Genomic DNA, 15,456 nt, shown 5'->3' with positions numbered 1-15,456 from the left:
CCCCGGCCATAGGCTAGAGCGAGAAGCCCTCGCCAAGGTACAGGCGGCGGACGTTGGCGTCGGCGACCAGTTCCTCGGGGCTGCCGGCGAACAGCACGCGCCCGTCGTAGATGATATAGGCGCGATCGACGATGTCGAGCGTCTCGCGCACGTTATGGTCGGTGATCAGCACGCCGATGTCGCGGCGCTTGAGGTCCTTCACCAGATCGCGGATGTCGGCGATCGAGATCGGATCGATGCCTGCGAAGGGTTCGTCGAGCAGCATGATCGACGGGTCGGCGGCAAGCGCGCGGGCGATCTCGGCGCGGCGGCGTTCACCGCCGGACAAGGCCATCGCCGGACTGGCGCGCAACCGGGTGAGGCCGAATTCGTCGAGCAATTTGTCGAGCTTGGCGGGGCGCGCCGCGGGATCGGGCTCGGACAGTTCGAGCACCGCGCCGATGTTCTTCTCGATCGACAGGCCGCGGAAGATGCTCGTCTCCTGCGGTAGATAGCCGAGGCCGAGGATCGCGCGGCGGTACATCGGCAGCTTGGTGATATCCTCGCCGTCGAGCATGATCCGGCCCGAATCGGGCTTCACCAGGCCCATCACCGAATAGAAGCAGGTCGTTTTGCCGGCGCCGTTGGGGCCGAGCAGGCCGACCACCTCGCCACGGTCGACCGAGACCGACACGTCGGTGAGGACGACGCGCTTGTCGTAGGATTTGGCGATCGAAATCGCCTGCAGCCCGCGATTGGCGGGCGGCTCGTGGATCGGCTCGGCGGTCTGGAGGTCGGAAACGGCGGCGTCCATGGGCTCGATGCCTCGCATCAAAAGAGTGGCAAAGCCTTGGCAGGCTTCGTGCATGCCGTTGCGTCATGGCGCGGAGACGGGCGCGAGGGAAGACCCTTTAGCTGGCCCCGGGCCCCGTGCCGACGTGCCGCGGATCGGCCTCGCCCGCCTCAGTCCCGCTTGGGGACCGAGAAGGTGCCGGTGACGCGGCCGCTGGGCGCGGTGGTGCTGCCGGGGGCGGCGCCGCTGGAGCCGCGGACCGAATTGCCGTCGACCACGGCACGGCCGGTGTCGAGGTTGATCGTCAGGCGGCCGCCGTTGACCGTATTGCCGCCCTGCGTCAGCGTCACCGCGCCCAGCATCGTGATGACCCGGCGATTGAGGTCGTAAATCGCATATTGGCTCTTGGCGGTCTGGTCGGGGCGGCGGACGGTGACGCCGCCGCTCGCATCGATCCGCGACACCTGCGGGCTGCCGCCGACCACCTGACCGGTATAGCTGACCGTCATCCGCGCCGAGTTGAGCGTCATCTCGGCCTGGCGGACCGAGACGTTGCCCGACAGCACGCCGCGATTCGCCTTGTCCTGCAATTCGATATGGTCGGCGCCGAAATCGATCGGGGCGTTGGAATTATGCGCCGTCTGCGCCGCCAGCGGGGCGGCGAGCAGGGCGACGGCGAGGAGGGGGGTGCGCATGGCGGGCTATTTCGCCCGTCGCGGCACGATCCGCAAGCGGGCATTGCCGCTGAGGCGCACGGTGCGGCCAGCCAGGTCGGCGGTCAGCGCATTGGCGCTGAAATTGCCCTGCGGCACCGTGCCCGTCACCTTGCCGCCGCTGCGCATCGTCTTGGTTTTCAAGTCGATCGTCGCGTCGCTCGTGTCGAGTCGGTAGCCGTTGGCGGCGCGGAAGGCGATCGGGCCGTCGACCTTCATCTGCTCGGTGTTGAGGTCGTAGCGGCCCTTGTCGGCGCGCAGCGTCGCCGGCCCGTCGTCGAGCGCGAGATCGGCGGTCATGCGGTTGATCTGGACGATTGGCACGCTGCTGCTCTGCTGCACCGCGGTGCCGGCGTTGAGCGCGAACGCCTGGCCCTTGTCGTCCTGGCCACGATAGGTCGCCGCCTGCAGCTTCAGCCGCTCCTTGGCGACCTCCACCTTGTTCTTGTCGAGGACGAACGACACTTCGTTGGCGGCGGTCAGCGGCGCCAGCACCAGGAAGGCGGCGAGCACGCCGATGCCGATCGGCAGCCCGGTGTTGAGCAGCGTGACGATCCGGTCCTGCCGGCCGCCGGGCGCGGCCCAGCGCTGCCGCGCCGAACGCGTCTGGCGTGCGGTCGGGGCGCTCACCGCCGAGCCTCAGGCATGGGCGAAGATGTCGATCTCGGGCCAGCCGGCGAGGTCCAGCGCGGCGCGGGTCGGCAGGAAGTCGAAACAGGCCTGCGCCATCTCCATCCGGCCCTCGCGTTCGAGCCGGCGGTTGAGTTCGGCCTGCAGGCGATGGAGGAAGCGCACGTCGCTCGCCGCATAGTCCTTCTGCGCGTCGGACAATTCGGGCGCGCCCCAGTCGGACGATTGCTGCTGCTTGCTGAGTTCCTGGCCGAGCAGTTCGCGCACGAGTTCCTTGAGGCCGTGACGATCGGTGTAGGTGCGGATCAGTCGCGACGCGATCTTGGTATCGTAGGCGGGCGCCGCGACGATGCCGAGATAATGCTGGAGCGCGGCGATATCGAAGCGGCCGTAATGGTAGAGTTTCACGCGGTCGGGATCGGCGAGCACCGCCTTGAGGTTCGGCGCAGCATAGTCGCTGGTCGGGCCGAAACGGACAAGATGTTCGTCGGGGCCGCCATCGGACAATTGTACGACGCACAGCCGGTCGCGCGGCGTGATGAGGCCCATCGTCTCGGTATCGACGGCGATCGAGGCGCCGGGGGCGAAGACGTCGGCAGGGAGGTCTTCCTCGTGGAAGTGTACGGTCATGCCAGCGCCCTACGCCGCAACGCCAGGATGCTCAACGATTAAGCGTCATCGGCCGGAAATCCGCGCCATTGCTGTGGCGGGTCGCGCCGGGGCCGGTATTCGGCATGGAATGGCAGACGATTGCGACGAATTCATTCGCGGGGACTTGTTTTCTGCGCTATGACGATTCCCAAGGCGCAATAGGTTTCGCGCCCGAGGGCTCGCGTTCGTCGTCCGGCGCACGGGTTCTTGTCACGGATTGGATGCGGGCGAACCGGGAAGACGAATAGGGTTATGGGTTACGACAAAGGTGGCCGCGGCAATCGTGGCGGACGTGGTCGCGACAAGCGCGACGATTTCGGCGGCGGCAGCAGCGATTTCGGCGGTGGCGGCGGCTTTGGCGGCGGCGGTTTCGGCGGTGGCGGCTTTGGCGGCGGTGATCGCGGCGGCTTCGGTGGCGGCAGCAGCTTCGGCGGCGGCGGCGGTGATCGCGGCGGCTTCGGCGGCGGCGGTGGCGGCGGCTTCCGCGGCGGCGGTGGTGGCGGCTTCGGCGGCGGCGGTGGCGGCGGGTTCAGCGGCGGTGGCCGCGGCATGCCTCCCCAAGTCGTTGGCGAGGGCACTGGCGTAGTCAAATTCTTCAACGCGCAGAAGGGCTTCGGCTTCGTCGTCCGTGATGACGGCGGCGAGGACGTGTTCGTGCACATCTCGGCCGTCGAACAGGCCGGCATGAGTGCGCTCGCCGAGGGTCAGCCGCTCGGTTTCACCCTGGTCGATCGCGGCGGCCGCATCTCGGCGACCGAGCTGAAGATCGACGGCGAGCCGATGGCCGTGACCGAGCGCGCTCCCCGCGAGCCGCGCGAAGGCGGCTTCGGCGATCGTGGTCCGCGTCCGGGTGGTGCCGGTGGCGCGCCGCAGCGTCAGCTGACCGGTGAGAAGGCGACGGGTACCGTCAAGTTCTTCAACGCGATGAAGGGCTTCGGCTTCATCCAGCGCGACGACGGCCAGCCTGATGCGTTCGTGCACATCTCAGCGGTCGAGCGTGCCGGCATGTCGACCCTCAACGAGGGCGACAAGCTGCAGTTCGAGCTCGAAGTCGATCGTCGCGGCAAGTACGCCGCGGTGAACCTGTCGGCCGCGTCGTAACGGTCCCGACCCTTTAACGAAGAGCCCGGCCCCGCGACCTGCGGTGCCGGGCTTTTTGCGTTTTGGGTTTGGGTATTTGCCAAGACGTCGGTGGTGGGGCGGGGCTTCGCCATAAGGGCGTTCAAGCAGGCACTCAGGAATTCCGAACGCCATAAACGTTGTCTTGCCTGGCTCTGGGCTCCTGCTTTCGCAGGAGCACGGCGCGGTTGATCCGGTGACGGGGACTTTCGCAAAGGCCCCAATCGCCCTGGCGTTGACGCGGGGATGACGGCCGGGACGGTGCGGGCTATGCCGCGGGACGCCGCGTTGGCCGAGAGATGAGGACATGCGTGTGGTGAAGGTGACATTGGGGCTCGGGCTGCTCGGCGCGATCGCCGCGTCGGCGTGGCAGGCGAACCCCCCGGCGAAACCGCCCGCGGCGCAGGCCGTCCCCGCCACGCCAGCGGCCCCGGCCGAAGCCGGCGTCCCGGTCTACGCTGCCACCGTCGTCGCGCGGCTGCCGCACGATACCGGCGCCTTCACCGAGGGCCTGCTGTTCTGCGGCGGCGACCTCTACGAAAGCACCGGCAAGGAGGGCGCATCCGACATCCGCCGCGTCGGCCTCGCCGATGGCAAGGTCGCAGCGCGCGCACGGCTGAGCCCGGAGCTGTTCGGCGAGGGTATCGGTTGCGTCAAGAACAGCCTGCTCAGCCTGACGTGGAAGACCGGCATCGGCTTCCGCTGGTCGCTGCCCGCGCTCAAGCGGATCGGCCAGCCCTTTCATTATGCCGGCGAAGGCTGGGCGTTGACCGGCGACGGACGCACGCTGATCCTGTCGGATGGCACGCCGACGTTGCGGCGGATGGACCCGGCGACGTTCGAGGAGCGGGGGCGGATCACGGTTACGCTCAACGGACGGCCGTTGGCCAAGCTCAACGAGCTCGAATACGTCCAGGGCCGCATCCTCGCCAATGTGTGGATGACCGGTTTCATCGCGCGGATCGATCCCGCGACGGGCAAGGTCGACGGCCTGATCGATCTGCGCCCGCTGCTCGCCGAAATCCACAATCCCGATCCCGACGCGGTGGCCAATGGCATCGCCTATGATGCCGCGCACGACCGGTTGTTCGTGACGGGCAAATATTGGCCGACCTTGTTCGAAATCCGGATCGGCGAAGAGGTCGGCCGAGCCGGATAGGTCCCGCTCGCGCGACGTCGGGCGTCAGGTCACCAGCCGGCGCAGCGTCTCGACGCGATCCGCTTCCGCGGCGGGCTTGTCCGTCCTGATCCGCGCGATTCGGGGGAAGCGCATCGCGACACCCGATTTGTGGCGCGTCGAACCGTGGATCGAGTCGAACGCGATCTCCAGCACCATCGTCTTCTCCACCTCGCGCACCGGGCCGAAACGCGCGAGCGTGTGGCGGCGCACGAAGCCGTCGAGCATCTTCAATTCCTCGTCGGTGATCCCCGAATAGGCCTTGCCGACGGGGAGCAACTCGCCGTCCTCGGTCCAGCAGCCGAAGGTGTAATCGCTGTAATAAGACGAGCGTCGGCCGCTGCCGCGCTGTGCGTACATCATCACGCAATCGGCGGTGAGCGGGTCGCGCTTCCATTTGTACCAAAGGCCGGCGCGACGACCGCCGACATAGGGCGAATCGCGGCGCTTGAGCATCACGCCTTCGATCGCCGCGTCGCGCGCACCGGCGCGGATCGCTTCCAGCTCGGTGAAGCTAGCGGCGTCGATCACCTGGCTGAGGTCGAACCGGTCGGGGTCGAGGCGGGGGACGAAGGCTTCGAGTCGCTGCCGTCGTTCGCTCCACGGCAGCGGACGCAAATCCTCGCCGCCGTCGAACAACAGGTCGTAGACGCGGACGAAGGCCGGATAGTCGGCGAGCATCTTCGCCGACACGGTCTTGCGGCCGAGCCGCTGTTGCAGCGCGTTGAAGCTGGCGGCCTCGCCGCCCTGCGCGTCGCCCTTGACCAGCAATTCGCCGTCGATCGTGCCGGGGGTGGAGAAAGCCGCGGCGACGTCGGGGAAACTGCCGGTGACGTCGTCGCCGGTACGGCTGTAGAGCCGCGTCTGGCCGGCGACGTGGACGATCTGGACGCGGATGCCGTCCCATTTCCACTCGGCGGCATAATCGGCGAGGTCGACCTGCGCGTCCTCCAGCCCGTGCGCGAGCATGAACGGGCGGAAGACGGGGACATCGGCCGCGGTGGGTTGCTCGCCGGTGCCATCGGCCCAGGCGAACAGGCTGGCATAGGGTGGGGTGAGGCCGTGCCAGACCTCCTCGACCGCATCGACGTCGAGCCCGAACGCCTGTGCCAAGGCGGTCTTGGCGAGGCGCGCGGAGACGCCGATGCGCAATGCCCCGGTCGCCATCTTGAGGAGCGCGAACCGCTCCTCCGAATCGAGCCGATCGAGCATCGCGGCGAGCACCGCGGGTGCGTCGGAACGCGAGAGGTGGCGCAGCGCGTCGACCGCGGCGCTGATCGACAAAGGCGCGCCCGCGGGGGCGGGGACGGGCGCGGGCCACAGCAAGGCGACCGTCTCGGCGGTGTCGCCGACATAGTCGCGGCTCATCCGGAACAGCACGGGATCGACGCGCGCCTCGATCAACGCGCGGATCTGCGCCGGTTTGACGCCGGGCAGATCGAGGTCGCCGGTCAGCGCCGCCATCGCCCAACCGCGATCCGGATCGGGCGTCGCGAGCAGATAATCGACGATGAGCTTGAGCTTGGCGTTCCGCCCACGCGTGTAGATGAGCGAATCGAGGAGCGCGGCGAAGGCGTGCATGAAGGGGGAACGCGCGGTCGGGTGAAGCGCTCCGTCGGTGTCGCTTATGCGGTCATGGACAGTACGGGAAACGTCCGACACGCCCACCCGTCATGCCGGATTGGTTCCGCCATCCACCGGTCCGCCAAAGAGCGGCTTGTTGCTCCGGCGGTCCGGTGGACCCCGGAACGAGTCCGGGGTGACGGTGGGGTCAAGATGGTAGCTGATGCGATAACGGCTCAGCCCTTGCGGCTGGCCTCGAACAGGAACCAGGCGCGTTCCTCGGCCTGGTCGGTCCATTCGTCGACGATGCCGCTGGTGGCATTGTCCTTCGCCTCTTCGGCGGCGTCCTTCACGACGCGGAAGCTTTCGACCAGCTTGAGATTGTCCTCGCGCAGTTCGGCCAGCATCGCGCCGGCATCGACGAAGTCGAGGTCGTTGTCGGCGATCGTCTGGCGGCGGCTGATGTCGCCGATCGAGCGCAGCGTCGTGTTGCCGGTCTTGCGCACGCGCTCGGCGATCGCATCGGTGACGCCAAGGATCTGCGCCGCCTGATCGTCGAGCAGCAGGTGATAGTCGCGGAAATGCGGTCCCGAGACGTGCCAGTGGAAGTTCTTGGTCTTCAGATACAGCGCATAGCAATCGGCGAGCGACGAATTGAGCGCATCCGCCACCGAGCGGGTGTTGCTGAGGTCGGTCGGCGTGTTCAGCGCCGGGTTGATGTCGGCCATGGAAATCTCCGTGGGAAAGGAATCGTTGCGGCAACGATCCGATAGCCGAAACGCTCCCGGTGCAGCAGCCATTTTGCGCATGTCGATGATCGACGGATCAGATCAGGCGCAGCGCGGAAAGCCCCAGTCCGATCGCAGCTAGCACGAACAGGACGCCGATGATCCGGCGCAGCGTGACCAGCGGCAGGCCGGTCCAGCCCGCCTCGCCCAGGATTGCGGCGGGAGCGATCACCGCGAGCGAGCCGAGCATCGCCCCGATCGCGGCCAGCCACGGCAATTGCGCCCGCGCGGCCAATGCGAGGACGATGAATTGTACGCCGTCGCCGAAGGCGAGGATGAACAGGCCGATCAGGCTGGTCAGCGCCGCGCCAAGGCGCCAGCCGGCGAGCCGGTCGGGTGGCTTGACCGGGAACAGCGCACCACCGCCCTGGAACAGCAGCGCCAGCGCGAGGAAAAGCTGCCTGGCCTCCGGTGTCAGCCGAGGTGCCAGCAACGCACCCGCGGCTGCGGCGAGCAGCCCGGCGCCGAGCAGCGCCACCGTCGCCGCGGCGATCACCAGCCCCGGCGCGCGATACCGGTCCGCCAGGATCGAAGCGAGCCATGCCGGCCGATCGCCGACTTGCGCAAAAGCGGCCGCGACCAGCGCCGCCATCAGCGCGTCCATGGCGTCAGCCCGCCAGCCGCACCGAACAGGCGGCAGCGAAGGTGTCGCAGGCGCGCACGTCCTGCCGCTCGCTGGCGATCGCATCGCCGAGCATCCGCAGCCAGCCGTGGAGCAGCGCGCCCTGTTCGCCGCGCGACAGCGCCGAATCGACGAAATGGGCGACGGTCACTGCGGGATTGAGCCCGTTGCGGTGGGCGATCAGGCGAATCTGGTTGATGTCGGGCTTGAGGTCGCTGGCGCAGCTGTAGGGCGCCTTGACGTCGATCGCGGCGATTCGTGCCGACAGATCGGCGCGCACCGCATCCAGCTCGTCCGCTTGCCGCTCGATTCGCCGCGCCATCATCCTCGCCCCCGTGTTTTCTGCCGCAATTCTGGGCCGCCAATGGTAATGGGGTGGTTAAGACGACTGCTGCGGCATGGCCATGGTTGACTTTCGCGCGCCGCTGGCCCATGCGCCGCGACTGATCGAGCGGCTGCGTTGGTGCTGCCGCTCTCCTTGTTTTCAGGATTAGGGCTCATGGCCAAGCCGACTACCGTCAAGATCAAGCTCGTCAGCACCGCCGACACTGGTTTCTTTTACGTCACCAAGAAGAACCCGCGGACGAAGACCGAGAAGCTGAGCTTCAGCAAGTATGATCCCGTCGTGCGCAAGCACGTCGAGTTCAAGGAAGCCAAGATCAAGTAAGCGGCCGGGCGGCGCAGCGCGCCGCCGCCGTTTGCCAGCGTACGCAAGAGCCGCCGGTGCATGGGCGCCGGCGGCTTTTCGCATGCGCCGTCGCCCTGCGACTAACGCCTTGATCCGGGCGCGCTTCGGACACATTGCGTTCATCTTCTTTCGGCATAGCGAACACTGGCGGCTGGATCCTCCGGCTGCCCTGTATCGCGTCACTACGGGCCAAGGGCGGTGTTCTCTTCATGAGGATGCCGCCCTTGGTTTATGGGGTGGCGAAGGTCGCCGCGCCGGGCGGCGGGAACCGGACCGGCGATGTCACGTTTTCATCAGGCTTGCAGCATCCGGCCCTTCTCGGGGGGCGGGGGTCTGGAAGCGCGCGGCGCCCTGTCGAAGCCTCGCCGGCTCGGCAGGGCGTCTTCCCGTCAAAGCAGCGCGTTCACCGCGTCCATGAACCGGGCGAGGCTGATCGGCTTCGACACGTAGGAGCGTGCGCCGGCGGCGCGGATGCGCTCCTCGTCGTCGCGGCCGGCATAGGCCGTCACCGCCATCACCGGGATATCGCGCAATTGCTCGTCGGCCATCAGTTCGAGGATCAGCTCATAGCCGGTGACGTGCGGCATCTGGATGTCCATGACGATCAGGTCCGGACCGAAGGCGCGTGCGCGCGCCACCGCCTCGCGCCCGTCGCGCACCGGCTCGGCGGTCATGCCGTGCGCGCGCAACAGGTCGCAGAACAGTTTCAGATTGAGTTCGTTGTCCTCGACAACGAGTACCCGTTTCGCCACGTGCGTCACCAACCCTTCCGATAATGGACGATAGGCAATGCGCGCGCGCGATACAAACATCCCCGATCCCGAGGTGCTCGCCCTGCAGGCCCTGGTGTGGGCGATCGGCGAGCCCGACCGCGCCGACCGGCTGATCGCGGTCACCGGTCTGTTCCCCGACGATCTGCGCGCCCGTGCCGGCGAGCCGGCGGTGCTGGGCGCGGTGATCGAATATCTCGAATCCTACGAACCCGATCTGATCGCCTGCGCCCGCGCGCTCGGCGTTCCCCCAGAGGCGCTGGTCGGCGCCCGCCAGGCCTTGGAGCTGCGATGAAACCGTTGTTGATCACCGATTGCGACGAGGTGCTGCTGCACATGGTGAAGCATTTCGGCGCCTGGGTCGGCGAGGCGCACGACATCGACTTCACGCCCGACGGTGCCGATTTCGCCAACAGCATGCGCCGTCGCGACGGCGGCCCCGCGCCGACGCGCGAGGAGATGTGGGACATGCTCGGCGGTTTCTTTCCGGCAGAGATGCACCGCCAGACGCTGGTGCCGCATGCCGCCGAGGCCCTGGCGCGGCTGGCGGCGCAGGCGGACATCGTCGTGCTCACCAACATCACCGATGCGTGCAAGCCAGCGCGGATCGAACAATTGGCGCGGTTCGGCATCGCGCATCGCGTCGAATGCAACCAGGGCGGCAAGGGCGAGCCGGTCGCGCGACTGCGGGCGGACTATGGCGACCCGGTGACGGTGTTCGTCGACGATCTCGCGGTGCACCACGAATCGGTCGCGCGCCACGCGCCCGAGGTGCACCGGCTGCACATGGTGTCGGAGCCGACGCTGGCCCCCAACGTACCACCCGCCGCCTTCGCGCACGCGCGGATCGACGACTGGCGCGAGGCGGCGGACTGGATCGCGGCGCGGTTCGACGCGGGGGTGGCGGCGTAGAGACCTCCTCCTCTCGTCATCCCGGCGAACGCCGGGACCCATGGTGGCGGGGGATGACCGAGGCGCGCTGACGCGGATGGCGTCGTGTCCATGGGTCCCGGCTTCCGCCGGGATGACGAGGGGGGCTAGGGGGCGGAAGACGCGCGACGGCGTTCCACCCGCCCGCCGAATCGGCTAAGCGCCCCCGATCATTTCCCGAAAGGACCCAGCCATGACCACCCATGTCGATCGCAAGCTCGAGGAACTCGGCCTGTCGCTGCCCGAAGCCGCGGCGCCCGTCGCCGCCTACGTGCCGGTGGTCGAAGCGGGCGGTCTGCTCCATCTGTCGGGGCAGCTGCCGTTCAAGGCGGGGCAGCTCGTCACCGGCCGACTCGGCGATGGCGTGTCGCTGGAGGACGGGCAGGAGGCCGCGAAACTCTGCGGGCTGATGATCGTCGCGCAGGTGAAGAAATATCTCGGCGGCGACCTGTCGCGGGTGAAGCGGATCGTGAAGCTCGGCGTGTTCGTCAATTCGGCGGCCGATTTTACCGACCAGCCGAAGGTCGCCAATGGCGCGTCGGAGCTGATGGTCGCGCTGTTCGGCGACGCCGGCAAACATGCGCGCAGCGCGGTCGGCGTGCCGGTGCTGCCGCTCGGCGCCGCGGTCGAGGTGGATGCGATCGTCGAACTGGCATGATTTCCGGGAGGGGGCGTGCTTGACGCCCCCTCCGCAAGTCGGTGCCGAGCGCCTATATCCGCCGCGATGACCTTTACGACCCTCGCCGCATGACCCAGGTCGCCGCCCGCCTCGTCGATGGCGTCCGCGCGATCCCCGCCGACCAATGGGACGCCTGCGCCGGTACCGGCAACCCCTTCGTCCGCCACGCCTTTCTCGCCGCGCTCGAAGAGTCGGCCAGCACCGGCGGGCGATCGGGGTGGCAGCCGATCCCGATCGTCGTCGACGGCGTCGACGGGGCGCCCGCCGCGATCGCTCCGGCCTATGCCAAGAGCCACAGCCAGGGCGAATATGTCTTCGACCATGCCTGGGCGGACGCGTGGGAGCGGGCGGGGGGCCATTATTATCCCAAGCTCCAGATCGCCCCGCCGTTCAGCCCGGTGCCGGGGCCGCGCCTGCTGCTGCGCGAGGAGAGCGCCGGTCCGGCGCTGATCGCTGCACTCGAAGCGGTGACCGACCAGCACGGCCTGTCGTCGGCGCATGCGACCTTCGTCAGCCCGGAGCAGGTGCCGTTGTTCGAACAGGCGGGCTGGCTGATCCGCGAGGGCACGCAGTTCCACTGGGCCAATCAGGGCTATGGGAGTTTCGACGATTTCCTCGCCGCGCTCGCCAGCCGCAAGCGCAAGGCGATCCGCAAGGAGCGCGAGGCGGCGGTGCAGGGGCTGACGATCCGTCATCTCTCCGGCGCCGCAATCCAGCCGGAACATTGGGACGCGTTCTGGACCTTCTATCAGGATACGGGCAGCCGCAAATGGGGGCGGCCGTATCTGAACCGCAGCTTCTTCCCGATGCTTGGCGAGCGGATGGGCGACGACGTGCTGCTGATCCTCGCCGAGCGGGACGGCCGGCCGATCGCGGGGGCGCTCAACCTGATCGGCGCGGACACGCTCTACGGCCGCTATTGGGGCTGTACCGAGGAGGTGCCGTTCCTCCATTTCGAACTGTGTTATTATCAGGCGATCGATGCCGCGATCGCGCGCGGGCTCAGGACGGTCGAGGCGGGCGCGCAGGGCGAGCACAAATTGGCGCGCGGCTATGTGCCGGTGCCGACCTGGTCGGCGCATTATATCCCCGATGCGGGCTTCCGCCGTGCGATCGCCGACTTCCTCGTCCGCGAACGCGCCGCGGTGGCGGACGAGCAGAGCTATCTCGCCGAACTGGCGCCGTTCAGGAAGGGGGAAGGCTGACGAGCCGGCGCCGTGGCGGCAGCAGATCGGGATCGAGCGTCACGTCCGGGCGGCGGCGGTCATCGATCCGATAGAGGACGTCGCGGCCGCTGCGCCAGATCGGCGTCAGGCCGGTCAGGAATGCGGGTTCGACCGGCGCCGGATTGATCAGCCAGACATAGTCGAAGGCATCGCGCGGCAGATAGGCAAGCGAGACGCGCAACGGCCGCCACCATTCGCCGCGGCAGCGCCGGTCGGTGACGAGCTGCGACGGATCGTGCGCGAAGCGGCCGGCGGGGGTGTAGCGGACGGTGAGCAACTGCCCGCCAGCCATCGACCATTGATCGTTGGCGTAGGCGATGCGCCGTTCGAGCGCGATGCCGGCGGCATGTTCGAGCCGCGAATAGAGCCATTCGTCGCGGCAGGTGCGACCGACCATGGTCAGCAATCGCGCGCCCCGCGGGACGTGGTCGAGCGCGGCGAGCGTGCGGTCGTATTCGCGGTCGAATTGCAGATAGCTGATCGTCGTGCCGACCAGCCGCGCGCCGCAGAAGAGCAGGCCGAGCGCGGCCAATGTCGAGGCGCCGCGGAACGACAGGCCGTGGCGGGGACGCAACGCGATCAGCGCGATCGCGATCACGAACGGCGCGAGCCGCATGTCGGCATAGGCCGAGCCGAAGACGATCCGCGGCAGCAACACGAAGATCGCGGTCAGGAACAGCGTCGAGAGCAGCAGGTTGCGCGAATATTCGACGCGATGGTCGCGGACGCCCTTGAGCAGGATGATGAACAGCACGGTGGCGGAGGCGAGGTCGAAGGCCATCCAGCGGTCGCGCAACACCATGATGATCCAGCCGACCTTGGCGCGCCAGTTGAACCAGTCCATCGTCTTGCCGGTGACGTGATCGCCCGAACGCCACAGCACCATCATCGCGAACGGCAAAGCGAGCGGCAGGCAGCCGATGGCGGCACGCGTCCAGCTCTCCAGCCAATGCCCGCCGCGGCCGTCCTTGCGCAGGTCGTGCTGGCGGACCATCTCGGCAGAGAAGGCGAGGATGCCGAGCACCCCCCAGCCGAAGGTGTGGCAGACCCACAGAGCGCAGGACAAAGGCACGAACAGGATCGCGCGCAGCTTGAGGCTGCCGAGCCGGCCCATCCGCAGCCACAGCGCGAACAGGTTGAGCGCGAGCGCCATCGACAGCGCGAAATTCACGAAGCCGAACTGGAAAGGGTAACTGTAGGCGAGCGGCAATGCGAACAGCGCGGTGGCGGGGATGCGGCCGTGCACCTCGCGCGCGATCCACAGCAATCCCGACACGGTGAGCGCGGGGATCGCCATGATGATCAGCTTGACGGCGAGTTCGAGGCCGAGGATCGGCGCGAGCGGCTCGATCAGCAGGTCGACGCCGAGGTTGCCGATCAACGCCCAGCGGAAGTCGTACCATTCGGCGAGCCACGGATAGGCGGCGCCGTCGAGCTGGACGCGATAGCGCCCCATATGCCCGGGTAGATCGACCAGCGGCGGGATGTCGGGCCACAGCAACGGGATCACCGCCGCGATCACCATCGCCACGACGAACCACCGCGTTTGCCACCAGTGCAGCTTATGCCCCTGCATCATCCTGCCTTAGTGGGTAGGAACCGCGTCCGACAAGCATTGTCGTGCCGGGTGCGCCGAATCAAGGCGGCGGGGCTTGCGACCGGACCACCCACATCCGTCACCCCGGACTCGTTCCGGGGTCCACTCTGCGGCGAGGCGCGGGGCTGGAGCCTCCGGCCGTGCCCTTGCGGATGGGTGGACCCCGGAACGAGTCCGGGGTGACGGTTTGGTGCGGGCAGGCGTCGTAACCACGCCATGCCGTGCCGCGAATCAGGCGTCGCGGCGGCCCAGCAGGCGCAGGCGCAGCGCGTTGAGCTTGATGAAGCCGGCCGCGTCGCGCTGGTCATAGGCGCCCTGATCGTCCTCGAAGGTCACGACCTTTTCCGAATAGAGCGAGTTGGGCGATTTGCGGCCGACGATATAGACGCCGCCCTTGTAGAGCTTGAGGCGGACGGTGCCGCTGACCTTCGCCTGGCTGTGGTCGATCGCCGCCTGCAGCATCTCGCGCTCGGGGCTGAACCAGAAGCCGTTGTAGACCAGCTCGGCATAGCGCGGCGCGAGTTCGTCCTTGAGGTGTGCGGCGCCGCGATCGAGCGTGATCTGCTCGATGCCGCGATGGGCGAGGTGATAGATGGTGCCGCCCGGCGTCTCGTACATGCCGCGGCTCTTCATCCCGACGAAGCGGTTCTCGACGAGGTCGAGGCGGCCGATGCCGTGACGGCGGCCGAGTTCGTTGAGCTTGGTCAGCAGCGTCGCCGGGCTGGTCGCCTCGCCGTTCAGCGCCACGCCGTCGCCGCGCTCGAAATCGATCGTGATATATTCGGGGGCGTCGGGCGCGTCCTCGGGGTTTACGGTACGCGAATAGACATAATCCGGCACCTCCTGCCACGGATCCTCAAGCACCTTGCCCTCCGACGAGGTGTGCAGGAGGTTCGCGTCGGTGGAGAAGGGCGATTCGCCGCGCTTGTCCTTGGCGACCGGGATCTGATGCTGTTCGGCGAATTCGATCAGCCGGGTGCGGCTGGTCAGGTCCCATTCGCGCCACGGCGCGATCACCTTGATGTCGGGCGCGAGGGCGTAATAACCGAGCTCGAAGCGGACCTGGTCGTTGCCCTTGCCGGTCGCGCCGTGGCTGACCGCATCGGCGTTCACCTGACGGGCGATCTCGATCTGGCGCTTGGCGATCAGCGGCCGCGCGATCGAGGTGCCGAGCAGATACAGCCCTTCATACAGGGCGTTGGAGCGCATCATCGGGAAGACGTAATCGCGTACGAATTCCTCGCGCAGATCGTCGATGAAGATATGCTCGGGCTTGACGCCGGCCATCTGCGCCTTCTGCCGCGCGGGCTCCAGCTCCTCGCCCTGGCCGAGGTCGGCGGTGAAGGTCACCACCTCGCAATTATACGTCTGTTGCAGCCACTTCAGGATCACGCTCGTATCCAGCCCACCCGAATAGGCGAGAACGACACGGTTGATCTGATCGGTCACGGCAGCATCCTTGGCTATGGTCGGGTCGCCGCGCCCCTAGGCTCCTGCGCGCGCCTGCGCAACGGTTGCGTTCACGGTGGGT

The 15,456-nt window shown here is 67.8% G+C and carries 18 protein-coding genes; 7 read left to right on the top strand and 11 right to left on the bottom strand.

The genetic code is table 11. The features are described from left to right. Window positions 1-13: 13 nt before the first annotated feature. The 4 genes from lptB to AC07U4_RS07405 form a co-directional block, all read right to left on the bottom strand. Window positions 14-793: an LPS export ABC transporter ATP-binding protein gene (gene lptB, locus AC07U4_RS07420; RefSeq protein ID WP_038661638.1), complete on the bottom strand. Its 780-nt coding sequence runs from the start codon at window positions 791-793 to the stop codon at window positions 14-16. A 149-nt stretch (window positions 794-942) separates the two neighbouring features. Further along, complete coding sequence (locus tag AC07U4_RS07415; RefSeq protein WP_495194927.1) at window positions 943-1,467, bottom strand: LptA/OstA family protein; 525 nt, start codon at window positions 1,465-1,467, stop codon at window positions 943-945. A 6-nt stretch (window positions 1,468-1,473) separates the two neighbouring features. Then, window positions 1,474-2,115, bottom strand: a complete 642-nt coding sequence (gene lptC / locus AC07U4_RS07410) for an LPS export ABC transporter periplasmic protein LptC (protein WP_038661632.1) — start codon at window positions 2,113-2,115, stop codon at window positions 1,474-1,476. Window positions 2,116-2,124: 9 nt separating this feature from the next. Further along, window positions 2,125-2,745, bottom strand: coding sequence for a ribonuclease D (locus AC07U4_RS07405; RefSeq protein WP_495194926.1), 621 nt, complete (start codon window positions 2,743-2,745; stop codon window positions 2,125-2,127). A 273-nt stretch (window positions 2,746-3,018) separates the two neighbouring features. On the opposite strand from AC07U4_RS07405, the gene AC07U4_RS07400 reads away from it, so the two are divergent. Both AC07U4_RS07400 and AC07U4_RS07395 read left to right on the top strand, forming a co-directional pair. After that, window positions 3,019-3,867 carry a cold-shock protein gene (locus tag AC07U4_RS07400; RefSeq protein WP_038661626.1) on the top strand — a complete coding sequence of 283 codons (849 nt, stop codon included), beginning with the start codon at window positions 3,019-3,021 and terminating at the stop codon, window positions 3,865-3,867. A gap of 325 nt (window positions 3,868-4,192) precedes the next feature. After that, window positions 4,193-5,044 (top strand): glutaminyl-peptide cyclotransferase, encoded by an 852-nt coding sequence (locus tag AC07U4_RS07395; protein WP_081974384.1) that lies wholly within the window; start codon window positions 4,193-4,195, stop codon window positions 5,042-5,044. Between the two features lie 24 nt (window positions 5,045-5,068). Here the strand turns inward: AC07U4_RS07395 and AC07U4_RS07390 are convergent, their stop codons facing one another. From AC07U4_RS07390 to AC07U4_RS07375, 4 genes are all read right to left on the bottom strand, one after another. Next, a complete protein-coding gene (locus AC07U4_RS07390; protein WP_137897376.1) occupies window positions 5,069-6,643 on the bottom strand; it encodes a cisplatin damage response ATP-dependent DNA ligase in 1,575 nt (524 codons plus the stop codon). Between the two features lie 218 nt (window positions 6,644-6,861). Then, window positions 6,862-7,353 carry a Dps family protein gene (locus tag AC07U4_RS07385; RefSeq protein ID WP_038661620.1) on the bottom strand — a complete coding sequence of 164 codons (492 nt, stop codon included), beginning with the start codon at window positions 7,351-7,353 and terminating at the stop codon, window positions 6,862-6,864. Window positions 7,354-7,450: 97 nt separating this feature from the next. Further along, complete coding sequence (locus tag AC07U4_RS07380) at window positions 7,451-8,017, bottom strand: TMEM165/GDT1 family protein (RefSeq protein ID WP_495180508.1); 567 nt, start codon at window positions 8,015-8,017, stop codon at window positions 7,451-7,453. 4 nt (window positions 8,018-8,021) lie between these two features. Then, the gene (locus AC07U4_RS07375; protein WP_245640883.1) at window positions 8,022-8,360 is read right to left on the bottom strand and encodes a hypothetical protein; all 339 of its coding nucleotides are present in this window, start codon (window positions 8,358-8,360) and stop codon (window positions 8,022-8,024) included. 174 nt (window positions 8,361-8,534) lie between these two features. On the opposite strand from AC07U4_RS07375, the gene rpmG reads away from it, so the two are divergent. Further along, the gene (gene rpmG, locus AC07U4_RS07370) at window positions 8,535-8,702 is read left to right on the top strand and encodes a 50S ribosomal protein L33 (protein WP_017977469.1); all 168 of its coding nucleotides are present in this window, start codon (window positions 8,535-8,537) and stop codon (window positions 8,700-8,702) included. A 410-nt stretch (window positions 8,703-9,112) separates the two neighbouring features. On the opposite strand, the gene AC07U4_RS07365 is transcribed toward rpmG, so the two are convergent. Further along, entirely contained in the window at window positions 9,113-9,475 is a 363-nt protein-coding gene (locus tag AC07U4_RS07365) for a response regulator (protein WP_137897378.1), read from the bottom strand. Between the two features lie 37 nt (window positions 9,476-9,512). Between AC07U4_RS07365 and AC07U4_RS07360 the strand changes: the two genes are divergently transcribed. From AC07U4_RS07360 to AC07U4_RS07345, 4 genes are all read left to right on the top strand, one after another. Next, complete coding sequence (locus tag AC07U4_RS07360) at window positions 9,513-9,788, top strand: DUF3572 domain-containing protein (protein WP_137897379.1); 276 nt, start codon at window positions 9,513-9,515, stop codon at window positions 9,786-9,788. Then, a complete protein-coding gene (locus tag AC07U4_RS07355) occupies window positions 9,785-10,405 on the top strand; it encodes an HAD family hydrolase (RefSeq protein ID WP_137897380.1) in 621 nt (206 codons plus the stop codon). Before AC07U4_RS07360 ends, AC07U4_RS07355 begins: the two co-directional genes overlap by 4 nt. A gap of 211 nt (window positions 10,406-10,616) precedes the next feature. Then, complete coding sequence (locus tag AC07U4_RS07350) at window positions 10,617-11,081, top strand: RidA family protein (protein WP_038661607.1); 465 nt, start codon at window positions 10,617-10,619, stop codon at window positions 11,079-11,081. Between the two features lie 89 nt (window positions 11,082-11,170). Continuing rightward, window positions 11,171-12,307: a GNAT family N-acetyltransferase gene (locus tag AC07U4_RS07345; protein ID WP_495194925.1), complete on the top strand. Its 1,137-nt coding sequence runs from the start codon at window positions 11,171-11,173 to the stop codon at window positions 12,305-12,307. Here the strand turns inward: AC07U4_RS07345 and AC07U4_RS07340 are convergent. Then, window positions 12,288-13,907 carry a hypothetical protein gene (locus tag AC07U4_RS07340; protein ID WP_495194924.1) on the bottom strand — a complete coding sequence of 540 codons (1,620 nt, stop codon included), beginning with the start codon at window positions 13,905-13,907 and terminating at the stop codon, window positions 12,288-12,290. The two genes, AC07U4_RS07345 and AC07U4_RS07340, sit on opposite strands and share 20 nt — an antisense overlap. A gap of 249 nt (window positions 13,908-14,156) precedes the next feature. Beyond that, window positions 14,157-15,374 (bottom strand): argininosuccinate synthase, encoded by a 1,218-nt coding sequence (locus AC07U4_RS07335; protein ID WP_495194923.1) that lies wholly within the window; start codon window positions 15,372-15,374, stop codon window positions 14,157-14,159. Window positions 15,375-15,456 lie beyond the last annotated feature (82 nt).

This window comes from Sphingomonas sp. GW821-FHT02B09, from assembly GCF_059421875.1.
This window is presented reverse-complemented; position numbering and strand designations above follow the sequence as displayed.